Origin of the sequence: Pseudomonas sp. DVZ6 (genome assembly GCF_024259445.1) — a bacterium.
Taxonomy (GTDB): domain Bacteria; phylum Pseudomonadota; class Gammaproteobacteria; order Pseudomonadales; family Pseudomonadaceae; genus Aquipseudomonas; species Aquipseudomonas peradeniyensis.
In genome coordinates this window covers 24,785-47,492 of record NZ_JANCLM010000009.1, presented here as the reverse complement: position 1 = coordinate 47,492, position 22,708 = coordinate 24,785, and the positions used below count along the sequence as shown (strand labels likewise).

The following is a 22,708-nucleotide window of genomic DNA, read 5'->3' as shown; positions in this document are numbered from 1 at the left end:
GCGCCAGCGCCGGGTAATCGCCCTGGCGCTGGCTGGCAACGCGTCGAACCGATGTCCGAGCCAGGCCGGCCCCAACCGTCCTGGCTTTTATTTGCAGGTAGCCGCCCTGGGCGCGCCGCCGAAGGAACGAGAGATGTCACAAGAACGCCGCTACAGTTTCGAGTTCTTCCCCACCAAGACCGATGCCGGCCACGAGAAGCTGATGGGCGTCGCCCGCCAGCTGGCCAGCTACAACCCGGACTTCTTCTCCTGCACCTACGGTGCCGGGGGCTCGACCCGCGACCGCACGCTGAACACCGTGCTGCAGCTGGAAAGCGAAGTGAAGGTCCCGGCCGCTCCGCACCTGTCCTGCGTGGGTGACAGCAAGGACGACCTGCGCGCCCTGCTCGCCGAGTACCAGGCCGCCGGCATCAAGCGCATCGTCGCCCTGCGTGGCGACCTGCCATCCGGCATGGGTGCGGCCAGCGGCGAGCTGCGCTACGCCAGCGACCTGGTCGAGTTCATCCGCCAGGAAACCGGCAACCACTTCCACCTGGAAGTGGCCGCCTATCCTGAGATGCACCCACAGGCGCGTAACTTCGAGGCGGATCTGGCCAACTTCGTGCACAAGGTCAAGGCCGGTGCCGACAGCGCCATCACCCAGTACTTCTTCAACGCCGACAGCTATTTCTACTTCGTCGAGCGCGCGCAGCAGCTGGGCGTGGACATCCCGGTGGTGCCCGGCATCATGCCGATCACCAACTACAGCAAGCTGGCACGTTTCTCCGATGCCTGCGGCGCCGAGATCCCGCGCTGGATCCGCAAGCAGCTGGAAGCCTATGCCGACGACACCGCCAGCATCCAGGCCTTCGGCGAGGAAGTGATCACCCGCATGTGCGAACAACTGCTGCAAGGCGGCGCACCGGGCCTGCACTTCTACACGCTCAACCAGGCCGAACCGAGCCTGGCGATCTGGAACAACCTGAAGCTGCCACGCTGATGGTCGTGGACAAGGCTTTGGCGCAGGTCAGAGCCTTGTTCATTCGCGCTTGTAGCGCAGGCCCCCGCGACCAGTGCTCACTGGCCTTGCACGGGCTCGCAGCGTACTCTCCCGCCATGCGCACGCTCATTCTCCCTCTCCTGCTGTTGCTGCTCGCCGGCCTGAGCCCGCTGGCCCATGCCGAACGCCTGCGCATCGTCAGCGACGACTGGGCGCCGTACCTCTACCAGGAAAACGGCCAGCCCAAAGGCATCGACTACGAGGTCACCAACGAGGTGTTCAAGCGCCTGGGCATCGAGGTGCAATGGCAGTTCCTGCCCTGGCGGCGCTGCCTGGCCATGGTCGAGCAGGGCCTGGCGGACGCGGTGATGGATATTTTCCGGGTCGACTCGCGCCAGGGTTACCTGGTCTACCCGGACGAGCCCATGTCAGAGGTCGAGTTCGTCCTCTACCAGGCCCGCTCGCGCCCCCATCCGGTCGAGCGCCTCGAAGACCTGGCCGGGCTGACCGTGGGTACCTCGCCAGGCTACGTCTACGACGGCGTTTTCGCCGAATCGCCGCTGTTCCGTCGGGAGCCGGCGCCCAGCCACGAGGCCAACTTCGGCAAGCTGGCGCTCGGGCGCATCGACCTGCTGGTGACCGACCGCCGGGTGGGTGGCTATGTCAGCCGCCAGCTGGGCCTGGAGCAGACCGTCGAGGCGCTGCCCCTGGTGATCAGCCGCCGTCCGCAGTACCTGGGGCTGGCCCGCAAGCCCGGGCGCGAGCAGCTGGCACAGGCGTTCAGTGATGAACTGCGACGCTTCAAGCAGGAGCCGGCCTACGCGGCAATCAACGCCCGCTACCTGGGCAATCGCGATTTTCCTTTCGCCGTTGAGCAGCAGGAACGCAGCACACCCTGATTGCTCTGTTATACTCGGGCCTTCCCGCCAGGCTCACGCCCGGACGCTCGGCCTCGCAACAGGCATCTCGACCCGCAGCAGCGCACCTAGCGCGCCGCCCGCAGGCTCCAGGATGCGCCGTGCACGCCCAGCTGGACCGGACGCGATCGCATCCTTCCGATGCCCGTCGCGCCAGGCAGAACACCCCATCGGGCCCAGCCCCCACGAGAACAGGATTGCCCATGTCCTTTGCTTCCCTCGGTCTCTCCGAGGCTCTTGTCCGCGCTATCGAGGCAGCGGGCTATACCCAGCCCACTCCGGTGCAACAGCGGGCCATTCCCGCCGTGTTGCAAGGTCGCGATCTTATGGTCGCCGCCCAGACAGGTACTGGTAAAACCGGCGGCTTCGCGCTCCCCATCCTCGAGCGCCTGTTCCCGGGTGGCCACCCCGACAAATCGCAACGCCACGGCCCGCGCCAGCCGCGCGTCCTGGTGCTGACCCCGACCCGCGAGCTGGCCGCCCAGGTGCATGACAGCTTCAAGGTCTATGCCCGCGACCTGAACTTCATCAGCGCCTGCATCTTCGGCGGTGTCGGCATGAACCCGCAGGTCCAGGCCATGGCCAAGGGCGTCGACGTCCTGGTCGCCTGCCCAGGTCGTTTGCTCGACCTGGCCGGCCAGGGCAGCGTCGACCTCTCGCGGGTCGAGATCCTGGTGCTGGACGAAGCCGACCGCATGCTCGACATGGGCTTCATCCACGACGTCAAGAAAGTGCTGGCACGCCTGCCGGCCAAGCGCCAGAACCTGCTGTTCTCGGCGACTTTCTCCAAGGACATCACCGACCTCGCCGACAAGCTGCTGCACAACCCCGAGCGTATCGAGGTCACGCCGCCGAACACCACCGTCGAGCGCATCGAGCAGCGCGTCTACCGCCTGCCGGCCAGCCACAAGCGCGCCCTGCTGGCGCACCTGATCACCCTGGGTGCCTGGGAGCAGGTACTGGTGTTCACCCGCACCAAGCACGGCGCCAACCGCCTGGCCGAGTACCTCGAAAAGCACGGTCTGACCGCTGCGGCGATCCACGGCAACAAGAGCCAGAACGCTCGCACCAAGGCCCTGGCCGACTTCAAGGCCAACACCGTGCGCGTGCTGGTCGCCACCGACATCGCCGCCCGCGGCCTGGACATCGACCAGTTGCCCCACGTGGTCAACTTCGAGCTGCCCAACGTCGAGGAAGACTACGTTCACCGCATTGGCCGCACCGGCCGTGCCGGTCGCTCGGGCGAGGCCATCTCGATGGTCGCCCCGGACGAAGAGAAGCTGCTCAAGAGCATCGAGCGCGTCACCAAGCAGAAGATCCCGGATGGCGACCTGATGGGCTTCGACGCCTCCCAGGTCGAGGCCGAGAAGCCGGAAGTCCGCGAGCGCCAGCAGAACACTGGCCGCGGTGGCCGCAACCAGCAACCTCGCGGCGAAGGCGGCAAGGAAGGCAGTGGCGGGCGCAAGGACAAGGGCAAGGACAAAGGCCGCAACAAGCCTGCGGGCGAGAAGCAGGCCGACAAGGAAAAAGCCGGCGAGAAACAGCAGCAAGGCCAGCAGCAGCGCAAGCCGCGTGACAAGAAACCACGCCAGCAGCAGGATGCCCAAGGCCAGAACACCGCCCCGTCGAAACCCGCTAATCGTGACCCGGAAGAGTTCCTGGACGACGATGTGGATAACTTCGGCAACCGCGCCGACTACGTCAGCCCTTACCAGAATGCCAAGAACCAGGGCCGCAACCGTCGCCCGGGTGGCAATGCCGGACAAGGTCAAGGGCAAGGCCAACGCAGCGGCGGTGGTCAGGCGCAAGGTCAAGGCCGTGGCAATGGCCAACAGCGCCAAGGCCAGGGCTCGGGTGAAAAACGCCCGCGCAACGGTGGTGGCAGCAATGGCGGCGCTCGTCGTGACAACAACGGTGGCCGTAACCGCCGTGACGAATCGGCTCGCCAGGAACCCGCCGTGCGCAACCCGCGCGAGTCGCAGAGTGCGCCGGTGATCATTCGCAAGGAATCCAAGCTCGACCGTTACCCGACGCCCGAGCAACTGGACGACCTGCCGAGCCGCCCACGCGGTGAGCGTCCGGCGCTGCTGACCCGCAAGGGCTGATTGAAACACCGAGGGGCTGCTATGCAGCCCTTTCCGGCCGGTCCGACGCCTCGGCAAGGCCGCTCCTACAGGTACCGCGCTAAGCCAAAGGGCTGCACTGAACCTGTAGGAGCGGCCTTGCCGAGGCGTCGGACCGGCCGGAAAGGGCCGCGTAGCGGCCCCTCGGTCATTCAGCTAACGCTAATTACTTCTGCTTCACACCTTCGACACTGATATCCAGATCCAGGGTCTGAGAGGTCGGGCCTGGGCCTTTGATCCCGAAGTCGTTCAGGTTCAGCGTGGTCTTGGCGTTGAAGCCGGCACGCTCGCCACCCCACGGGTCCTTGCCTTCACCGTTGAACACGGCCTTGAAGGTGACCGGCTTGGTCACGCCGTGCAGGGTCAGGTCGCCAGTGACGTCGGCGGTCTTCTCACCGGTCGACTTGACGCTGGTGGAGACGAACTTGGCATCCGGGTACTTCTTCACATCGAGGAAGTCTTTGCTGGCGATGTGCTTGTCACGCTCGGCGTGCTTCGACCACAGGCTGGCGGTCTTCAGGTCGACGCTGATCTTGCTGGCCTCGGGCTTGGCGCTGTCCCAGGTGAAGTTGCCGTCGAAGTCCTTGAAGGTGCCGTGGATGAAGCTGTAGCCCAGGTGGCTGATCTTCCAGTCAACGAACGCGTGCTGGCCTTCCTTGTCGATCTTGTATTCGGCGGCCATGGCCTGGCCGGCGGAGATCAGGGCGGTACCGAGCGCCAGAGCGGCAAAAGTCTTTTTCAACATCCTTACTTCCTTCCTTTGCAATTGAGGTTGAGAGTCAAGCTTTGCGGCCCAGCATGCGGGTCAGGGTCGCGTCACGGTCGATGAAATGGTGCTTGAGTGCCGCCAGGGCATGCAGCACCGCGAAAATCACCAGGCCCCAGGCCAGCCACAGGTGGATCACCCCCGCGGTATCGGCCTGGTCAGGCAGGTCACTGATCAGCGCCGGCACTTCGAACAGGCCGAACACCGGAATGCCGACACCGTCGGCGGTGGAAATCAGGTAGCCGGCGACCATCACCGCGAACAGACCCAGGTACAGCGCCAGGTGGCCCAGCTTGGCGGCCAGGCGGGTGACCTTGCCATGGTTGGCCGGCGCCGGCGGTGGCGGGCTGATGAAACGCCAGAGTACGCGCAGCAGCATGGCGGCCAGCAGCACCAGGCCGATGCTCTTGTGCAGATCGGGCCCGGTCTTGCGCCAAGGGCTGTAGTAGTCGAGACCGACCATCCACAGGCCCAGGCCGAACAGGCCGAAGACCGCCAGCGCCACGCCCCAGTGCAGGACGATGCTGACCAGGCCATAGCGGGAAGATGAGTTGCGCAGTTGCATGTTGGCGTGTTTCCCCGTGAAAGCTGTGCACAAGACTAGCGCGTAACGCATCGAATAAAAGCGTAAAAAATTGCTTCGGATTATCTAAAAACCCGATATTTAGTGTGCAAGCTTCCTATTAAGGAAACATTAACGATAGTCGTTTGGTAGGAGCTTGCCACCGTCGGCAAATTTGTGGGAGCGGGCTTGCTCGCTCCCACAGGAGACAGGGCAATTGCCTGTCGAAAGATCAGCCGGCCTTGGCCTGGCTGTTGACCACTGGCTTCTTGGCCGGTTCCGACTTGGCGGTGGCCTTCTTCACCGGCGCCGGCTTGGCGGCGGGCTTGTGCGCCTGCTTGGCCGCAGGCTTGGCTGGGGCTGGCTTGGTGGCGGCCGGCTTCACCGGTTCCTCCTTGGCCACAGGCGCCGGAGCGACAGGCGCGGGGGCCGCGGCAGGCACCGGCGCAATCTCCTCGGCCTTGGCGATCGGCGCGGCCTTGACCTCTGGCTTGTCAGCACCACCGAACAGACGCGAGAAGAAGCCTGGCTTGTCCTGCCTGGCCTCCTCGACCTTCACAGGCTCCGCCTTGGCCGGGGCCTTGTCGGAGCCACCACCGAACAGGTTGGAGAAGAACCCGCCCTTGTCCTTCGCCACGACCGCGCCCGCAGCGGCTGCGGCGGCAACCGGTGCGGCCTTGGCCGGGTCGAAGGATTTGCCCGCAGCCAGGTCCTGAACCTGGCTCGCGGCGCGCTGGCCGCTGCGCAGGGCGCCTTCGAGGGTACCGGGGTAGAGCGCGTCGGTATGCTCGCCGGCAAAGGCAATGCGCTGAACCGGACGCTCCCACAGGCGCCAGTACTTGCTGATCTGCCCAGGGCCGTAGGCCAGGTAGGCGCCCCCCATACCGGCATCAGTGCTGTAACGGCGCACTTCGTAACCGGTAAAGGCGCCACGGGCCTGCGGGTAGAAGGCGTGCAAGCGGATCAGCACCTGGTCGACCATCTGCTTGTCACCGAAGGCCTGCAACAGGCGAGCATTGTCGCCGGACAGGTTGATCACCACGTTGGCGCCGCCCTTGAGCGCCGGTTCGATCCACAGCATGCCCAGGCCGGTGTTGGAGAAGATCTCGCCGGACATGCGCGCACGGCTTTCCCATACCGGGTTCTTGAACTTGAGCATCAGCTGATCGCGCCAGCCGTAGTTGGTGCCCTTCAAGGCGCCCAGGTGCTGGTTGTCCAGGCCCGGGGTCATCTGGATCTTGGCCAGGGCCCGCAGCGGCACGGCCATGACCAGGTAATCGGCCTTGTAACCCACGGCACCGACCTTGACCGTCACCCCGTCCTTGTCCTGGACGATGGCGGTGACCGGCGAGCTGGTCTTGATGGTCTTGAGCTGCTTGACGAACGCCTGGGCCAGCACCGGGCTGCCGCCCGGCAAGCGCGCGGCGCGCAGGTCGCGGTCGCTGACGTTGCGGTAGACACGGCTCTGTTGGGCGAAATACAACAGCGACAGGCGCGATGGCTCGTCGTAACGGGTGCGGATCTGCTGGTTGACCAGCTGACGGGCGGTCGCCGGCAGTTGCAGCTTGTCCAGCCAGGTGGACACGTTCATCTGGTCAAGGGCGAACAGGGTGCTGTTGGCCGCCGGGTTCAACGGGTCCTCGATGGAGCGGGCCAGGTCGTCGAGGGTCTTCTCATAACGCTTGAGGGCCTCGGCGGTGGCCGGTTGCCTGGTTGCGAGGTCGGCGGCGCTGAAATACTCCCCGTCGATCAGGTAGCCGGGGTTACGCACGAACTCCGGTGCCGGCAAGGTGCCGACCTTGAACTGCTCCAGATACTGGTTGAGCACCGGCTGGGTCTTGCTGTTGCCAATCCACTCGCTGGTGGCCAGCCCCGAACGCCCGCCCATCCCTGACTTGGCCTCGAGCAAGGTGACCTGCCAGCCCTTGCCTTGCAGCTCGTAGGCCGCGGTCAGGCCCGCCAGGCCACCACCGACGACGATCGCCGTCTTGTCCTTGGCCAGCGCGGCACCGCTGGACACCCCGATCAATACCAACGCGCACAGGCGCACCCAAGCAGCAGCCATGATGGCGAACTCCGGTTAGAGAAGCGATAGAAGAGACGGGGAAGAATGCCCCGGGAGAGATGCGTTAAGAATACGTCACCTCTGCCCACCCTGCCACCGCAGTGACATCAAGTGCTTTTGGCAACTGGTAATTTTGTCAGTAGCCGTTTGTCGCAAGGGCAGGCAGGCTTGGCTCGCACTCCAGAATCAGGCCGGAGAAACAGCGGTGATCTACACGGAAGATTTTGCCAGGTGGCAGCCCTTGGCACCGATGCCGGAAATCACCTGGCGCACCCCCACGGGCCTGAGCATCATCTCCAATGGCACCGCCTACAGTTCGCGCTACCAGACCGACGAAGGGCGTAGCGGTACGGAACTGGTCGTCCGAGGCCAGTGCGATATCGAGATCATCTTCGGCCAGACGGTCGATTGCCTGCTGCTCGAAGTGGAGATCAATACGCTAGGCAGCGCCGTTTCGACCGCCTACTGGCTGACCTTGCGCGACCATGACTACACCGAGTTCATGCCCGGTCCCGCCACGCTCGGCTCCTTCTGGCACGACGTGCCCGGCCCCCTGGATCGCCTGGTCCTCTCCACCCTGCCGCTGTGCACCGTGCACATACGCCAGCTGGAATGGCGCCCGGCCTGGCGTCACTGAGCGGTTGTCCTGCCTTCCGGCATTGCTTAGGCTTACGCGGTCAAACCGAGCCGTAACGCCAGGAGAAGTGCCCATGGGCCTCAACGAACAGTGGATGCAACGCGACCTCAAGGTCCTGTGGCACCCCTGCACCCAGATGAAAGACCACGAGCAGCTGCCGCTGATCCCGATCCGCCGCGGCGAGGGCGTGTGGCTCGAGGACTTCGAGGGCAAGCGCTACCTGGACGCGGTCAGCTCCTGGTGGGTCAACGTGTTCGGCCATGCCAACCCGCGCATCAACCAGCGCATCAAGGACCAGGTCGACCAGCTCGAGCACGTGATCCTCGCCGGTTTCAGCCACCAGCCGGCGATCGAGCTGTCCGAACGCCTGGTGGCGATGACACCGGCCGGCCTGGAGCGGGTGTTCTACGCCGACAATGGCTCCTCCTGCATCGAAGTGGCGCTGAAGATGAGCTACCACTACTGGCATAACATCGGCAAACCACAGAAAAAGCGCTTCGTCACCCTGACCAACAGCTACCACGGCGAGACCATCGCGGCGATGTCGGTGGGTGACGTGCCGCTGTTCACCGAGACCTACAAGGCCCTGCTGCTGGACACCATCAAGGTGCCGAGCCCGGACTGCTACCTGCGCCCCGAAGGCATGGGCTGGGAGGCGCATTCGCGAAACATGTTCGCGGCCATGGAACAGACCTTGGCCGAACATCACGCCAGCATCGCCGCGGTCATCGTCGAGCCGCTGATCCAGGGTGCCGGCGGCATGCGCATGTACCACCCGGTGTACCTCAAACTGCTGCGCGAGGCCTGCGACCGCTACGAGGTGCACCTGATCCACGACGAAATCGCCGTGGGCTTCGGCCGCACCGGCACGATGTTCGCCTGCGAACAGGCCGGCATCCGCCCCGACTTCCTGTGCCTGTCCAAGGCCCTGACCGGCGGCTACCTGCCCCTGGCCGCCTGCCTGACCACAGACAAGGTGTACCAGGCCTTCTACGACGACTACTCGACCCTGCGCGCCTTCCTCCACTCGCACAGCTACACGGGCAACCCGCTGGCCTGCGCCGCAGCCCTGGCGACCCTGGACATTTTCGCTCAGGACAACGTCATCGAGGCCAACAAGGCCCTGTCGGCGCGCATGGCCAGCGCCACCGCGCACCTGGCCGATCACGCCCATGTCGCCGAGATCCGCCAGACCGGCATGGCCCTGGCCATCGAGATGGTCCAGGACAAGGCCGGCAAAGTCGCCTACCCCTGGCAGGAGCGCCGTGGCCTGAAGGTCTTCGAGCATGCCCTGAGCCGGGGCGCGCTGCTGCGTCCGCTGGGCAGCGTGGTGTACTTCCTGCCGCCCTACGTGATCACCCCGGAGCAGATCGACTTCCTGGCCGAGGTGGCCAGCGAAGGGATCGACATTGCCACCCGTGATCACGTCAGCGTGGCTGTACCGGCCGATTTCCACCCCGATTTCCGCGATCCGGGCTAGGCCCAATGCCTTCTCACAGCCCCCTGTAGGAGCGGCCTTGTGCCGCGAAAGGGCTGCGGAGCAGCCCCAGGTTTTCAGCTTCGCAGCAGAAATTGCCGGGGCCGCTTTGCGGCCCTATCGCGACACAAGGCCGCTCCTACAGGGACGTTGCCCCCATTCCGATTCCGAGTAGAACCATGAGACTCTCCCGCTTCTTCATCGACGCCCCGCTTGGCCTCGGCGAGCACGAGCTCCCCGAAGCCCAGGCCCACTATATCGGCCGCGTGCTGCGCATGGCCGCCGGCGACGCCGTGCAGCTGTTCGACGGCAGCGGCCAGGAATACCTCGGCCAACTGCTCGAGGTGGGCAAGAAAAGCGTGCGCGTCAGCCTCGACCAGGCCCTACCCGGCCAGGCCGACTCGCCGCTGCACATTCACCTCGGCCAGGGCCTGTCCCGCGGCGAGCGCATGGACTGGGCGATCCAGAAGGCCACCGAACTGGGCGTCAACGAAATCACCCCGATCGTCAGCGAACGCTGCGAAGTACGCCTGAAGGACGAGCGCGCCGACAAGCGCCTGGCCCACTGGCGCCAGGTGGCGATCAGTGCCTGCGAACAGTGCGGCCGCTCGACCCTGCCGGTGATCCACCCGCCGGTCACCCTGGCCGAATGGCTCAAGGGCACCGAGGCCGACCTCAAGCTGGTGCTGCACCCGGTGGCAGAGCCGCTGACCAGCCATGAAAAACCCGCGAAGCTGGCCTTCCTGATCGGCCCGGAGGGGGGCCTGAGCGATGCAGAAGTCGAACAGGCCAAGGCCAGCAACTACCACGCCGCCCGCCTTGGCCCTCGCGTACTGCGCACCGAGACCGCGCCGGTAGTTGCGTTGTCGGTGGCGCAGCAGTTGTGGGGCGATTTCTAGGACACGTAGAAGAACACCGCGACGAAGTGCATCAGGCTGCCGGCGATGACGAACAGGTGCCAGATGCCATGCCAGTGGCGGAACCGGCTGTCGAAGGCAAAGAAAATGATGCCGACGGTGTAGAACACGCCGCCGGCCGCCAGCCAGGCAAAGCCGGCGCCGCCCAGGCTGTGCAGCAGCGGCTTGACCGCCACCAGCACGATCCAGCCCATCAGCGCGTAGATGACGATCGACAGGATCCGCGCCTCCGAGCGCGGCTTGATCTCCTGCAACATGCCGACCAACGCCAGCCCCCAGACCACCCCGAACAGGCTCCAGCCCCAGGGCCCGCGCAGGCTGACCAGGCAGAAGGGCGTGTAGCTGCCGGCGATCAGCAGGTAGATCGACAGGTGGTCGAGCTTGCGCATGATGCGCTTCGCCCGCCCGCGAGTGCTGTGGTAGAGGGTAGAGATGCTGTAGAGCAACAGCAGGGTGAAGCCGTAGATGGAGAAACTGACGATCTTCCAGGGATCACCCTGCAGACCGGCCACGACAATCAGCCAGACCGCGCCAATGCAGGCCAGGACCGCACCGACCAGGTGGGTCCAGGCGTTGAAACGTTCACCATGGTACATGCAAGCAAAGACCTCGCTACGCCCGTCGGGTTCCTGAAAGGCCGTTCCCACACCTTGTCGTGGGAGCGGGCTTGCCCCGCGATAGGGCCCGCCCAGACACCATCCTAGTCGGCTACAGGTTGCAGTTGCGCGTCACGCACCAATCTTTCCAACCCCGCCAGGTCAGGCACCCGCGCCACCTGTTCGCCCACCTGCACCGCCGCAAGCTCCAGCCCTGCCAACGGCACATCGACATAATTCAGCTGGCTGTCGAGCTTGCACGAGCGCGGAATCCCCTGCAGCAGCAGCGCCAGGTAGCGCAGCCCGGTATCCCCCAGGGCGTTGAGCACCACCACCCGCGCCCGCTCCCCGCAGGAAGTCTGCCCGCCACACGCGGCCTCGAAGCCGATCAGTGGCAACCGCTGTTGGCGCCAGTTCACCCAGCCCAGGTGCCAGGCCGGCTCCCCCGGTTCGCAGGCGATGACACGGTGACCGATCAGCTCGGCCACCGCCACGTTGGGCAACACCAGGGTGCGGTCGCCCAGGGGCAGCAGCAACCCGGTCAGGCTGCTGCGCTGGCCGGCAATATGCTCAAGCATGGGGCTTGCTCCAGTGGGCGATGCTCTGCAGCAGCACCGATTCCTGATACGGCTTGCCGAGGTATTCATTGACGCCGATGGCCATGGCCCGGTCGCGGTGCTTCTGGCCGGTACGCGAGGTGATCATGATGATCGGCAGCTGGCTCAGGCGTTCATCGCGGCGGATCCGCGTGGCCACTTCGAAGCCATCCATGCGCGGCATCTCGATATCCAGCAACAGCACATCCGGACGGTGCTCCTCGAGCAGCGCCATGGCATCGACGCCGTCCTTGGCCGTCAGCACGCTCATGCCGTGACGCTCGAGCAGGCGGCTGGTGACCTTGCGCACGGTCACCGAGTCGTCCACCACCATCACCAGCAATGGCCGCCGGGGCACCGGGCCAGTCAGCCCATGCGCCCCCTCGGCCACGCCCGGCAGGCGCGCCAGGCGCCGTTGCTGGCCGCGCAACTGGCCGAGCAGGTCGAGAATCAGCACCACCCGCCCGTCCCCCAGCAGGGTGGCGCCAGACAGCCCCGGCACCGCGGCGAACTGCGGGCCGAGGCTCTTGACCACGATCTCGCGGCTGGGCGACAGGCTGTCCACATGGATGGCGAACGACTGCTCGTGTGAATGGGTGAGCAGCACCGGCAGCGGCACGCTCTGCCCCAGCAGCCCGGGCTGGCCGCCGCCCTGCAACAGGTCGCCGAGGTAGCGCAGCGCGTAATCGTGGCCGGCATAGCTGTAGCGTGGCGGGTCGAGCCGGTAACAGGCCTCCAGCTCCGCCGGCGGCACGCGCACGATGCCCTCGATGGTGTTCAGCGGGATGGCGTACTGCTCGTCCTCCACGTGCACCATCAGCGCCCGGTTCACCGACACGGTGAACGGCAGGCGGATCAGGAAACGCGCGCCCTTGCCGGGGCTGGACTCGATGCTCATCGAGCCGCCCAGTTGCTTGACCTCTTCATGGACCACGTCCATGCCCAGGCCGCGCCCGGAGATCTGGGTGATCTTCTCGGCCGTGGAGAAACCGGGGCGCAGGATGAACTGCAGGATCTCGTGGTCGCTCAGGCGCGCCTGCGGATCGAGCAGACCACGCTTGATCGCCTTGTTGCGCACCGCCTCCAGCGGTACCCCGGCGCCGTCGTCGCTCATCTCGATGACGATGTCGGCACCTTCGTGCAGCAGGTTCAGGTGGATGGTGCCCTGCTCCGGTTTGCCGGCCGCAAGGCGCGCCTCGCGAGCTTCCAGGCCATGGTCGACGGCATTGCGCAGCATGTGCTCCAGGGGCGCAACCATACGTTCGAGCACGCTGCGGTCGAGCTCGCCCTCGGCGTTGCCGACCACCAGTTCGACCTGCTTGCCCAGCTCGCTGGCCACCTGCCGTACCACCCGCTGCAAACGGGGCACCAGACGCTCGAAGGGCACCATCAGGGTGGCGGTCAGGCCCTCCTGCAACTGGCTGTTGACCCGCGCCTGCTGCTGCAGGAGGCTGTAGGCTTCCTGGGCCCTCTGCAGCAGGGTTTCCTTGAGGTCGAGCAAGTCCGAGGTGGACTCGAACAGCGCCCGCGACAATTGCTGCAGCTGGGAATGGCGGTCCATCTCCAGGGGGTCGAAATCGTCATAGGCGTCACCCTCCAACTGGTGACGGCTGGAAATCCGCCCCTGGGTCTCGATGTCCAGGCGCAGCAGCTGATCGCGCATGCGCTCCAGCGTGGTCTCCATCTCGTTGAGGGCGAACTGCGCATCGTTGACCTGCTGCTCGATGCGCCCGCGGATCACCGAATGCTCACCGGCCAGGTTGCCCAGGTCGTCGAGCAGCTCGGCATCAACCTTGACCATGTCGCCCGCCCGCTCGGGAGCGACAGCCGTGGCCTCGGCGGGAGCTGGTTCGGCCTGGGGCTGGCCGGCCACGCTGTCGGTCAGCGCGGCGCTGGAGAAGTTGCGGATGTAGTCGATCAGCGCCGTGGCCGTATGCAGCGGCTCGCCCAGGCGCGCTGCGTCGAGCATGTGCGCCAGGCGGTCATGACAGTTCTGCAGCAGGCTGAACAAGGCCGGCGTCGACGGCAGGCGTCCGGCGGCCAGCAGTTCGTAGAGGAATTCAAGTTCGTGGGCGAGGTCGCCGATGGCGGTGATCTCGACCATGCGCGCGCCGCCCTTGAGCGTGTGCAGGTCGCGCAGCAGGTTCTCCACCTCGACCGTGTTGCGCGGATCGGCCTGCCAGCGCGCCAGGGACTCGGCCGCGCTCTCGAGAATATCGGAGCTCTCTTCGAGGAAGACCTCCAGCAGTTCCTTGTCGCTCTCGGTTTCTTCGTTGTCGTCCTGCGGCTCGGAGGTGACGGGAGGCGGGGCGCTGTGGCGGAACTCACGCAATTCGCCCAGCAACGCCACCGCCGACAGCGGTGCCTGGCCCTCGCGCAGGCTGCGCAGCATTTCGGCCAGGGCGTCATGGCTGCGCCGGAGCAGCTCGAACAGTGCCGGGCTGGCACCCAGCCGGCGGTCCACCAAGCCTTCGTAGAGCAGCGCCAGCTCCTGGGCCAGCACCTCGACGGCGCCGATCGCCGCCATCTGTGCCCCGCCCTTGAGGGTGAGCACATCGTGCTGCAGCGCCGACAGCGGCGACAGGCTGTCCGGATCGGCCTTCCATTGCCGCAAGGCCTGGTCGGCACCGTCAAGGATATCCCCGGCCTCTTCGAGGAACAGCTCGACCAGCGCCGGGTCCGGCAACTCGCCTGGAGCCGTAAGCACCGTGACGCCGTTCGCCCCGACCAAACCCAATGCTGCAGGGTCGAGGGCATCATCGAGCAGGCCATGCAGGGCCGCCAGGCATTCGGGCCGGGGATTCGGGTCCTGGCCGGCGGCTATCTCGTCGAACAGGTCGAGCAGCGCCTCATGGGCTTGCCGGGCAACGGCGAAGAAGCGCGGCGTGACGGCCAGGCTGCCCTCCTCCACCGCACCGTACAGGTCGAGCAGCCCTTCGCAGACCTCATCCACCTGCCACAGCTCGGCCTGGTGCGCGCCGTGACCGAGGGTGGTCATCTCCTCGAGCAGCAGGTGCAACTCATGGTGTTGCGTGGGATCGCCCTGCCAGTTGGCGAGCCGCGCCTCGGCATCGAGCAGGATATCCATGCCCATGGTCAGGAAGGTGGCCGTCAGCTGCGGATCGCGCCGGAGCCGGCGCGGCGGATGCGGCTCGGCCTGCAGTTGGGCCAACCGGGCGTCAACCGTCTGCCCGACCTGTTCGATCAGCCCGGCGGCCCCGGGGATCGGCGCCAGCGGCGTGCTGCCCAGCTGGGCCAGGCCCAGGTGCAACAGCGAGCGAGCCGCCTCCAGCAGTTCGATCTCGGCCACTTGCAGGGGTAACTGGTGCCCCTTGTATTCACGCACCAGGCGGTCGAGGGCGGTGGCCAGCTCCGCCACCGGCATCACGCCGGCCATGGCAGCGCTGCCCTTGAGGGTGTGCAGGGCGCGTTGCAGGCTGTCGTTGACCGCGATGCCCTGGCCGTCGGCCGTCTGCAGGAACCCATCGAGCCCGGCCAAATGGCCCTGGGCCTCGTTGCGGAAGATCTCAAGCAAGTGCGGATCGAGGCCATCGATACTGGCGCTGACCGGCGTGTCGTTGAGCGCCAGCGCATGCAGGTGCCCGGCCAGCTGCTCGATCTCGGCCGTGGGCGGCAACTGGCTGGCGGCGAAATCAGCAAGCAGGTCGGGCAGGCGCACGAACACCTGCTGGAGGGCCACCAGGCCTTCGGCGCTGAGCACGATGCGCCCTTCCAGCACCCGATTGAGCAGGTGCTCGGCGCCCCAGGCCAGCTCGGCCACGGCTTCGGCATGGACCATCCGCCCGCTGCCCTTGAGCGTGTGCAGTGCCCGGCGCACCTCGATCAACGCCTCGCGCAGGCCGTTGTCGGCTCGCCAGCGCAGCCATTGGCGCTCGATTTCCGGGAGCAGCTCGCCAGCCTCTTCGAGGAACACCTCGCGCAACTCATCGTCGATACCATCCAGCGCCTGCTCACCGCCCGCGACTGACGTGTCGCGCACGCACTGCACGCCCAGCGCGGACAAGCTGGCGTGGGCCATGTCGATGAAGCACTGGGCGTCGGCCAGCGGATCGGCCACCCGCCATTGCAGCCAGGCCTCGCCGGCACTCAGGGCATCGGCCAGGTGCGCCAGTTCGTCCGCTTGCGGCTCATCCTCCAGGTGCACCAGCCAGCCTTGCACATAGCCCGCGCAACCGGCGAACACCTCGGCGGCGGCTGGCAGCATCAGCATCGCCAGCGCCCCGCGCACCTGTTGCAGCAACCCGGGCAGGGCTTGCAGACGCTGGCGTGACCAGTCGGACTCCAGGCAATCGCCGATCAGGTCCTTGGACTGTTGCAGCACGTTGAGCGATTCGTTGAGCACCAGCTGGCGGATTTCGGCCAGGTCCGAGCCGGGCAGGCTGCCGGGGCTGATTTCCTCCAGCGGACCAACCATGCCGTTGAGGGTGGCCTCGACATACAGCAGTGCCCCGGCGACATCCATAAGCACAGCCTCGTCCACGCCGCCGTCTTTTTCGACCAGTGCCTGCAACGCCAGCACCTGGTCGATTATCACCCGCCGCGGCTGCTGGAAGCCAAGCACCGCCAGGGTATCGGCCACGTGCCGCAAGGGCGGCAGCAGCGACTCCAGTGACTCGCTGGGCGAACGCTCGCCGCCGACGAAGGGGTCGAGGCGATCCTTGATGCGCATCAGGTCGTCGCACAGGGCCATCACTACCGAGCGCAATGCATCGCGCCCGGCGCCGGCCTGCATGTGCTCACGCCAACTGCCCAGCGACAGGTCGAGGTTGGCCAGGTCCGCCGCGCCGGCCAGCCGCTGCCCCAGGTCACCCAGCAGGCTGCCCTGGGCCAGGGGTTCGGCGCCTCGGCAGACCCGCAGCTGGTTGAGCAGCGGCATCACCACCAACGGCAGGTCGTGGCGCGCGCCGCGCAGGCGGTCCAGGTACGGCGGCAATTGCTCGAGCCCGCGGAACAGCGCGCCCAGGCAATCGCCACGCGGGCTCACCTGGCCGTCGGCCATGGCCCGCCCGAGCAGTTCCAGCTCCTCGGCCAGGCGCATCGCGCCCGGCAGCGCGAGCATATGCAGACAGCCGTGGACCTGGTGCAGGTTGTCGACGAAGAACGCCAGCATCGACAGGTCGCCCGGCTCCGCCGAGAAGCGCTCCAGGGCCTGACGCGCCTGACCCAGGCAATCGAGGATCGGCGCCTTGGTCCAGGCCAGGGCCACCGTGTCGTGACGCTCGCCGGGCGCGTTCAGGTTCGCCTCGTTCACGAGCGCTCCACCGGTTTGGGCAAGGTGAAGCCGGACACCGAGCGGCGCATCTCGCTGGCCATGCGCGCCAAATGGCGGATGCTGTCGGCGGTGGCGCCGGAGCCGGCGGAGGTCTGCGCAGTGATTTGCTGGATCACCGCCATGGTGTGGGAAATTTGCCCCGCCGAGGAGGTCTGTAACTGGGCGGCGTCGGAGATACTGTGGATAAGTTCAGCCATGGTCTGCGAAACGCCCTCGATTTCCGCCAGGGCCACCCCGGCATCCTGCGCCAGGCGCGCGCCACGCACCACTTCGGCGGTGGTCTGTTCCATGGAAATCACCGCCTCGTTGGTGTCGACCTGGATGGTCCGCACCAGCGCCTCGATCTGCCGGGTCGCCGAGGAGGATCGCTCGGCCAGGCGCTGCACCTCGTCGGCGACCACGGCGAAGCCGCGACCGGCCTCGCCGGCCAGCGAAGCCTGGATCGCCGCGTTGAGGGCGAGGATGTTGGTCTGCTCGGCAATGTCGTCGATCAGGCTGACGATGTCGCCGATCTCCTGGGAGGACTCGCCCAGTCGCTTGATCCGCTTGGCGGTGTCCTGGATCTGCTCGCGGATGTTGTCCATGCCGTGGATGGTGTTGTGCACCACCTCGTTGCCCTTGTTGGCGATGGCCACCGAGCGCTCGGCCACCTTGGCTGACTCATAGGCGTGGGCCGAGACCCGGTCGATCGACTCGACCATGTCGCCCACCGCCTCGGAGGCCTCGCTGATCTGCTCGGCCTGGTGCTCGGAGGCCTTGGCCAACTGGCGGGCGGTGTTCTGGGTGTCCTGCACGGCGGCGGCGACCTGCTCGGCGCTGTGGTTGATGGTGGCGACCAGGTCGCGCAGTTGGTCGACCGAGTAGTTGATCGAGTCGGCGATGGCGCCGGTGAAGTCCTCGGTGACCGACACCGTGACGGTCAGGTCGCCGTCGGCCAGCTCCTCGATCTCGTCGAGCAGGCGCATGATCGCCTGCTGGTTGCGTTCGTTCTTCTCGGCGGTCTCGCGCAGCTGGCGGTGAGTGGCGCGCACCATCACCAGGCCGATGAGGATGATCGAGGCCAGCGCCAGCAGGCCGAGCACGTAGCCGCCGACGGTGTCCAGGGTGCGCCCACCGGCCAGGTTCTCGAAGCCGTTGGCCAGGTGCGAGGCCTCGTCGAGCAGGGTCTGCGACAGGCTGAAGATATTGCCGGCGGCCTCGCGCACCCGGAACAGTTCGGGTGAGGTTTCAAGGATCTCGTCCACCGAACCCGAGACAAACTGGAACAATTCGGCAATCTCGGCCAGCCGTGCCCGGGCATCGGCGTCCTCGACCCGGGTGACCTGGATCGCCGGATTGCCGGCGAGCATGCCTTCGAGCACCTGGCCGAAGCGGCTGGCGTCGCGACCGAAGGCGTCGGCGGCCTGCACCGAGGTCTCGTCGCCGGCAAGCACGGTATTGACCGAACCAAGTATGCGTTCGGCCAGCAGCAGCTGACGCTGGGCCACTGCCACCTGATTGGCCGGCGCGCCGCTCTGCAGCAGGATCTCCACCACCTTCTCGTACTCGACCTGCAATTGCGGCACGGTCTCGGCCAGGGTGGCCGCGACCTGGTGCAGCGACAGCACGGTCTGTTCGCTGGCGAGGATGGTGTCGGTGTTCTTGCGCAGGTTCTCCCAGTCCTGGCGCACCGCGTCCATCTCGTCGCGCACCGTCACCGGCGCGGGGGGCAGGCCGGTGGTCTTGTCGCCCTCGCGCAGGTAGCTCCAGCGCCGCTCGAAGTCGTTGCGCGCATCGCTGAGCAGCTTGAACGCCAGTGCCTTGCCCGCCGCCGCCTCGGTGGCGTTCTTGGCAATGCGCTGGGACAGCACGCGCAGCTCGCCGGCATGGCCGATGTACTGTTTGTCGTGGTTGGCCTGGGTGTTGAGGTAGGCGAAGTTGGCGAACAGCAGGACGATCGACAGGATCAGCACCACGAACAGCACGGTGATCTGCGCGGTGCTGCGCGGGCGCTGAGCCACGGCGGCTGGCAAAACGCCGGCGGTGGCAACGGAAGGTCCTGGCTTGTTCACGTCGAAAATCCTCTACAACGCCACATCGAGAAAACCCGGGGCCTGGGCCAGGGCGAACGGGCTGAAGATCGCCCAATTGCGTTCACGGGGGAAATGGCCCTGCACGAAGGGTGCGGCCGCGCGAATCAATGGCTGCGGCGGCGACAGCTCGAGGCTGCTCAGGGCGAAGTGCTGCAGACCCACCACCTCGTCCACCAGCAGTCCGGCGAACAACTCCTCGTGATCGAGCACCAGCACCCGCCGTTGCTTGCCCGCCGCCGCCGGGCCAAGGCCGAAAAACGCGCACAGGTCCATCACCGGCAACAGTCGCCCACGCAGGTTGGCCACCCCGCGGACCCAGGGCTGCACGCCCGGCACCCGGCTGCTGCGGGGCTCGCGCAGCACCTCGGCGACCTCGCCCATGGGCGCGACGAACCATTGCCCAGCGATGCGAAAGCCGATGCCACTCCACTGCTGCAGGCGGATGTCCTGCGGTGGCTGGTCGGCCACCAGCAGACGGCAGCGCCGGTCGATGTCCAGCAACAGCTCGAAGGCGGTCAGCGACGCGCCCTGGGGGCGGGTGGTCAAGCGCCGAGTACTTCTTGCAGCTTGGCGATCAGGGCGTCTTCTTCCACCGGTTTGGTGAGGAAGTCCCGGGCGCCCTGGCGGGTGGCCCAGATACGGTCAGTTTCCTGATCTTTGGTGGTCACCACCACCACGGGGATGGCGCTGGTTTCCGGGTCCTTGCTCAGCTGGCGGGTGGCCTGAAAACCGTTCATGCCAGGCATGACGATATCCATCAGCACTGCGTCGGGCTTCTCCTGGCGAGCCAGGGCCACGCCGTCGGCACCGTTGCTGGCCTTGAGCACCTGGTGGCCGTGTTTTTCGAGCCATTCGGTCAATCGATACATCTCTGTCGGCGAATCATCGACAATCAGAATTCGGGCCATGCTGTTTCCCCATCAGGAAATAGAGACGCCGTCCGGTGAAGGCGGCGTCAGGGTGCGTTTGGGTCCTGCGCGGCGAAACCGGGCACGCTGGCACGGATCGCGTCGAGCAGTTCTTCCTTGCTGAACGGTTTGGTCAGGAACTGGTCGGAGCCGACCACCCGGCCGCGGGCCTTGTCGAACAGGCCATCGCGGGAAGAGAGCAGGATCACCGGGGTGTCCTTGAAGGCGTTGTTGTGCTTGATGATGGCGCAGGTCTGGTAACCGTCCAGGCGCGGCATCAGCACATCGACGAAGATGATCCGGGGCTTGTGGTCGACGATCTTGGCCAGGGCGTCGAAGCCGTCACTGGCGGTGATCACCTCGCAGCCGGCCTCGCCGAGCAACATCTGCGCGGTGCGGCGGATCGTGCGGGAGTCGTCGATCACCATCACCTTCAGGGGTTGTTCCATAGTCGCACTACCATCGCTGCCGGGGCCGAAATCCTGGGGCCGCTTCGCGCCCCATCGCGACACAAGGCCGCTCCCACCTGTCCATGCGTTGCGCTGAGCAGCCATCCGACGCCGAACCCTGTGGGAGCGGCCTTGTGTCGCGATGGGCTGCGCAGCAGCCCCAGCTCTTGGAGGTACGGCCAGGCTGGAGGCCAACACAGACCACTTGTCCGGCCTTTTTAGCACACTCCCGGAGGCCATTCCATCCGCCCGCCCCTTGACCGTGGGCGCGCCCGGCGCCACCCTGAGCCACTTTTCTTTCGTGCCATCGCGGCCACCGGCCGCCAAGAGGAACTACCCCATGAGCGTTCGCCTCGGGATTGTCATGGACCCCATCGCGTCCATCTCCTACAAAAAGGACAGCTCGCTGGCCATGCTGCTGGCTGCCCAGGCCCGCGGCTGGAGCCTGCTCTACATGGAACAGCGCGATCTGTACCAGGCCCAGGGCAAGGCCCGCGCGCGGATGCGTCCGCTCAAGGTGTTCGCCGACCCGGCCCGCTGGTTCGAGCTGGACGAGGAGCAGGACAGCCCCCTGGCCGAGCTGGACGTGATCCTGATGCGCAAGGACCCGCCCTTCGACATGGAGTTCGTCTACAGCACCTACCTGCTGGAACAGGCCGAGGCCGAAGGCGTCCTGGTGGTCAACCGCCCGCAGAGCCTGCGTGACTGCAACGAGAAACTGTTCGCCACGCTGTTCCCGCAGTGCACGCCGCCGACCCTGGTCAGCCGCCGCCCGGACATCATCCGCGCCTTCGCCGCCGAGCATGGCGATGTGATCCTCAAGCCGCTCGACGGCATGGGCGGCACCTCGATCTTCCGCCACCGGGCCGGCGACCCCAACCTGTCGGTGATCCTCGAGACCCTGACCGCGCTCGGCGCCCAGCAGATCATGGCCCAGGCCTACCTGCCGGCGATCAAGGACGGCGACAAGCGCATCCTGATGATCGACGGCGAGCCGGTGGACTACTGCCTGGCGCGCATCCCGGCCAGCGGCGAGACCCGCGGCAACCTGGCCGCCGGCGGACGCGGCGAAGCCCGGCCGTTGAGCGAGCGCGACCGCTGGATCGCCGCCCAGGTCGGCCCGACCCTGCGCGAAAAGGGCCTGCTGTTCGTCGGCCTGGACGTGATCGGCGACTACCTCACCGAAATCAACGTCACCAGCCCGACCTGCATTCGCGAGATCGACGCGGCCTACAACACCGATATCGGCGGCCGCTTGATGGACGCCATTGATCGCCAGTTGCAGGCGCGCTGACCGCCGACACGTGGCAAACCCGCGGAGTGGGGTATGATGCCGGTCCTTTTCGCTGACCTGCGCCCTGTTTCGCGGTTGCTGGATACCTGATGACGCTGCCCGCCGACATCCCCGCCGACCTGCTGCCACCCCGCGTTCGCCCGGTGGACCGGCTCGGCTTCACCCTGTTCCTGGCTGCCCTGGTGCACCTGGCGCTGATCCTGGGCGTGGGTTTCACCGTGGTCAAACCGGCTGATATCCGTCACACCATGGACATCACCCTGGCCACCTTCAAGAGCGAAAAAGCGCCCGAGAAGGCCGACTTCCAGGCCCAGGACAACCAGCAGGGCAGCGGCACCCTGGATAAAAAGGCGGTGCCCAAGACCACCGAGGTCGCGCCGTTCCAGGACAGCAAGATCAACAAGATCACCCCGCCACCGGCCGCGAAACCGGAAACCCCGCCCGCACCGGCGAAGTCCGTGGTCGCCACCCAGGCGCCGAAAACCCAGAAGGTCGAGCCCAAGCCGAAGGAAAGCAAGCCGCAGCCCAAACCCGAAGCCAAGGTGCCGGACTTCGACAGCTCGCAGCTGTCGAGCCAGATCGCCAGCCTCGAGGCCGAGCTGTCCCATGAACAGCAACTGTATGCCAAGCGCCCGCGCATCCATCGCCTGAACGCCGCCTCAACCCTGCGCGACAAGGGCGCCTGGTACAAGGAAGAGTGGCGCAAGAAGGTCGAGCGCATCGGCAACCTCAACTACCCCGAGGAAGCCCGACGCCAGCAGATGTATGGCAGTCTGCGAATGATGGTATCGATCAACCGCGATGGCTCGCTGTACGAAGTGCTGGTGCTGGAGTCCTCGGGCCAGCCGGTGCTGGACCAGGCGGCCCAGCGCATCGTGCGCCTGGCGGCGCCGTTCGCGCCGTTCACCGGCGACCTGGCGGAATTCGACCGCCTGGAGATCATCCGCACCTGGCGCTTTGCCCGCGGGGACAAGCTGTCGAGCAACTAACGGCAAGGCTTGCTTGGCCCCTGTAGGAGCGGCCTTGTACCGCGAAAGGGCTGCACAGCAGCCCCGGC

The 22,708-nt window shown here is 66.4% G+C and carries 18 protein-coding genes; 8 read left to right on the top strand and 10 right to left on the bottom strand.

All coding sequences use genetic code 11. The features are described from left to right. Positions 1 to 133: 133 nt before the first annotated feature. The 3 genes from metF to NMG10_RS07255 all read left to right on the top strand — a co-directional run bounded on the left by metF (position 134) and on the right by NMG10_RS07255 (position 4,001). Positions 134 to 979, top strand: coding sequence for a methylenetetrahydrofolate reductase [NAD(P)H] (metF, locus tag NMG10_RS07265; RefSeq protein ID WP_203648281.1), 846 nt, complete (start codon positions 134 to 136; stop codon positions 977 to 979). A 116-nt stretch (positions 980 to 1,095) separates the two neighbouring features. Next, a complete protein-coding gene (locus NMG10_RS07260; RefSeq protein ID WP_232856279.1) occupies positions 1,096 to 1,878 on the top strand; it encodes an ABC transporter substrate-binding protein in 783 nt (260 codons plus the stop codon). A gap of 221 nt (positions 1,879 to 2,099) precedes the next feature. Beyond that, entirely contained in the window at positions 2,100 to 4,001 is a 1,902-nt protein-coding gene (locus NMG10_RS07255; protein WP_254464075.1) for a DEAD/DEAH box helicase, read from the top strand. Between the two features lie 184 nt (positions 4,002 to 4,185). On the opposite strand, the gene NMG10_RS07250 is transcribed toward NMG10_RS07255, so the two are convergent. From NMG10_RS07250 to NMG10_RS07240, 3 genes are all read right to left on the bottom strand, one after another. Next, the gene (locus tag NMG10_RS07250; RefSeq protein ID WP_254464074.1) at positions 4,186 to 4,764 is read right to left on the bottom strand and encodes a YceI family protein; all 579 of its coding nucleotides are present in this window, start codon (positions 4,762 to 4,764) and stop codon (positions 4,186 to 4,188) included. Between the two features lie 34 nt (positions 4,765 to 4,798). Next, entirely contained in the window at positions 4,799 to 5,350 is a 552-nt protein-coding gene (locus NMG10_RS07245; RefSeq protein ID WP_069016035.1) for a cytochrome b, read from the bottom strand. A gap of 229 nt (positions 5,351 to 5,579) precedes the next feature. Further along, positions 5,580 to 7,412 (bottom strand): NAD(P)/FAD-dependent oxidoreductase, encoded by a 1,833-nt coding sequence (locus NMG10_RS07240; protein ID WP_232856278.1) that lies wholly within the window; start codon positions 7,410 to 7,412, stop codon positions 5,580 to 5,582. Between the two features lie 241 nt (positions 7,413 to 7,653). Here NMG10_RS07240 and NMG10_RS07235 point away from each other — a divergent pair, with 241 nt between their 5' ends. From NMG10_RS07235 to NMG10_RS07225, 3 genes are all read left to right on the top strand, one after another. Next, positions 7,654 to 8,049, top strand: coding sequence for a hypothetical protein (locus tag NMG10_RS07235; RefSeq protein WP_203648292.1), 396 nt, complete (start codon positions 7,654 to 7,656; stop codon positions 8,047 to 8,049). A 73-nt stretch (positions 8,050 to 8,122) separates the two neighbouring features. Then, the gene (locus NMG10_RS07230; protein WP_254464073.1) at positions 8,123 to 9,529 is read left to right on the top strand and encodes an adenosylmethionine--8-amino-7-oxononanoate transaminase; all 1,407 of its coding nucleotides are present in this window, start codon (positions 8,123 to 8,125) and stop codon (positions 9,527 to 9,529) included. Between the two features lie 176 nt (positions 9,530 to 9,705). Further along, positions 9,706 to 10,425 carry a 16S rRNA (uracil(1498)-N(3))-methyltransferase gene (locus NMG10_RS07225; protein ID WP_203648296.1) on the top strand — a complete coding sequence of 240 codons (720 nt, stop codon included), beginning with the start codon at positions 9,706 to 9,708 and terminating at the stop codon, positions 10,423 to 10,425. Here the strand turns inward: NMG10_RS07225 and NMG10_RS07220 are convergent. The 7 genes from NMG10_RS07220 to pilG all read right to left on the bottom strand — a co-directional run bounded on the left by NMG10_RS07220 (position 10,422) and on the right by pilG (position 20,357). Further along, complete coding sequence (locus NMG10_RS07220; RefSeq protein ID WP_203648298.1) at positions 10,422 to 11,039, bottom strand: hemolysin III family protein; 618 nt, start codon at positions 11,037 to 11,039, stop codon at positions 10,422 to 10,424. The two genes, NMG10_RS07225 and NMG10_RS07220, sit on opposite strands and share 4 nt — an antisense overlap. Before the next feature lie 104 nt (positions 11,040 to 11,143). Beyond that, the gene (locus NMG10_RS07215; protein WP_234561929.1) at positions 11,144 to 11,617 is read right to left on the bottom strand and encodes a chemotaxis protein CheW; all 474 of its coding nucleotides are present in this window, start codon (positions 11,615 to 11,617) and stop codon (positions 11,144 to 11,146) included. Next, positions 11,610 to 16,907: an Hpt domain-containing protein gene (locus NMG10_RS07210; RefSeq protein WP_254464072.1), complete on the bottom strand. Its 5,298-nt coding sequence runs from the start codon at positions 16,905 to 16,907 to the stop codon at positions 11,610 to 11,612. The genes NMG10_RS07215 and NMG10_RS07210 overlap by 8 nt, the downstream gene beginning before the upstream one ends. Then, on the bottom strand, positions 16,904 to 18,940 hold the full coding sequence (locus NMG10_RS07205; RefSeq protein WP_254464102.1) for a methyl-accepting chemotaxis protein: 2,037 nt from the start codon (positions 18,938 to 18,940) through the stop codon (positions 16,904 to 16,906). Before NMG10_RS07205 ends, NMG10_RS07210 begins: the two co-directional genes overlap by 4 nt. Before the next feature lie 51 nt (positions 18,941 to 18,991). Then, entirely contained in the window at positions 18,992 to 19,546 is a 555-nt protein-coding gene (locus tag NMG10_RS07200; RefSeq protein WP_232856275.1) for a chemotaxis protein CheW, read from the bottom strand. Continuing rightward, positions 19,543 to 19,908, bottom strand: coding sequence for a PleD family two-component system response regulator (locus NMG10_RS07195; RefSeq protein WP_203648308.1), 366 nt, complete (start codon positions 19,906 to 19,908; stop codon positions 19,543 to 19,545). The genes NMG10_RS07200 and NMG10_RS07195 overlap by 4 nt, the downstream gene beginning before the upstream one ends. A gap of 47 nt (positions 19,909 to 19,955) precedes the next feature. Beyond that, entirely contained in the window at positions 19,956 to 20,357 is a 402-nt protein-coding gene (pilG, locus tag NMG10_RS07190; protein ID WP_110734729.1) for a twitching motility response regulator PilG, read from the bottom strand. A 340-nt stretch (positions 20,358 to 20,697) separates the two neighbouring features. Here pilG and gshB point away from each other — a divergent pair, with 340 nt between their 5' ends. Together gshB and NMG10_RS07180 are read left to right on the top strand one after the other, a co-directional pair. Further along, positions 20,698 to 21,651, top strand: a complete 954-nt coding sequence (gene gshB / locus NMG10_RS07185) for a glutathione synthase (protein WP_254464071.1) — start codon at positions 20,698 to 20,700, stop codon at positions 21,649 to 21,651. A gap of 89 nt (positions 21,652 to 21,740) precedes the next feature. Next, positions 21,741 to 22,640, top strand: a complete 900-nt coding sequence (locus NMG10_RS07180) for an energy transducer TonB (RefSeq protein WP_203648312.1) — start codon at positions 21,741 to 21,743, stop codon at positions 22,638 to 22,640. Positions 22,641 to 22,708 lie beyond the last annotated feature (68 nt).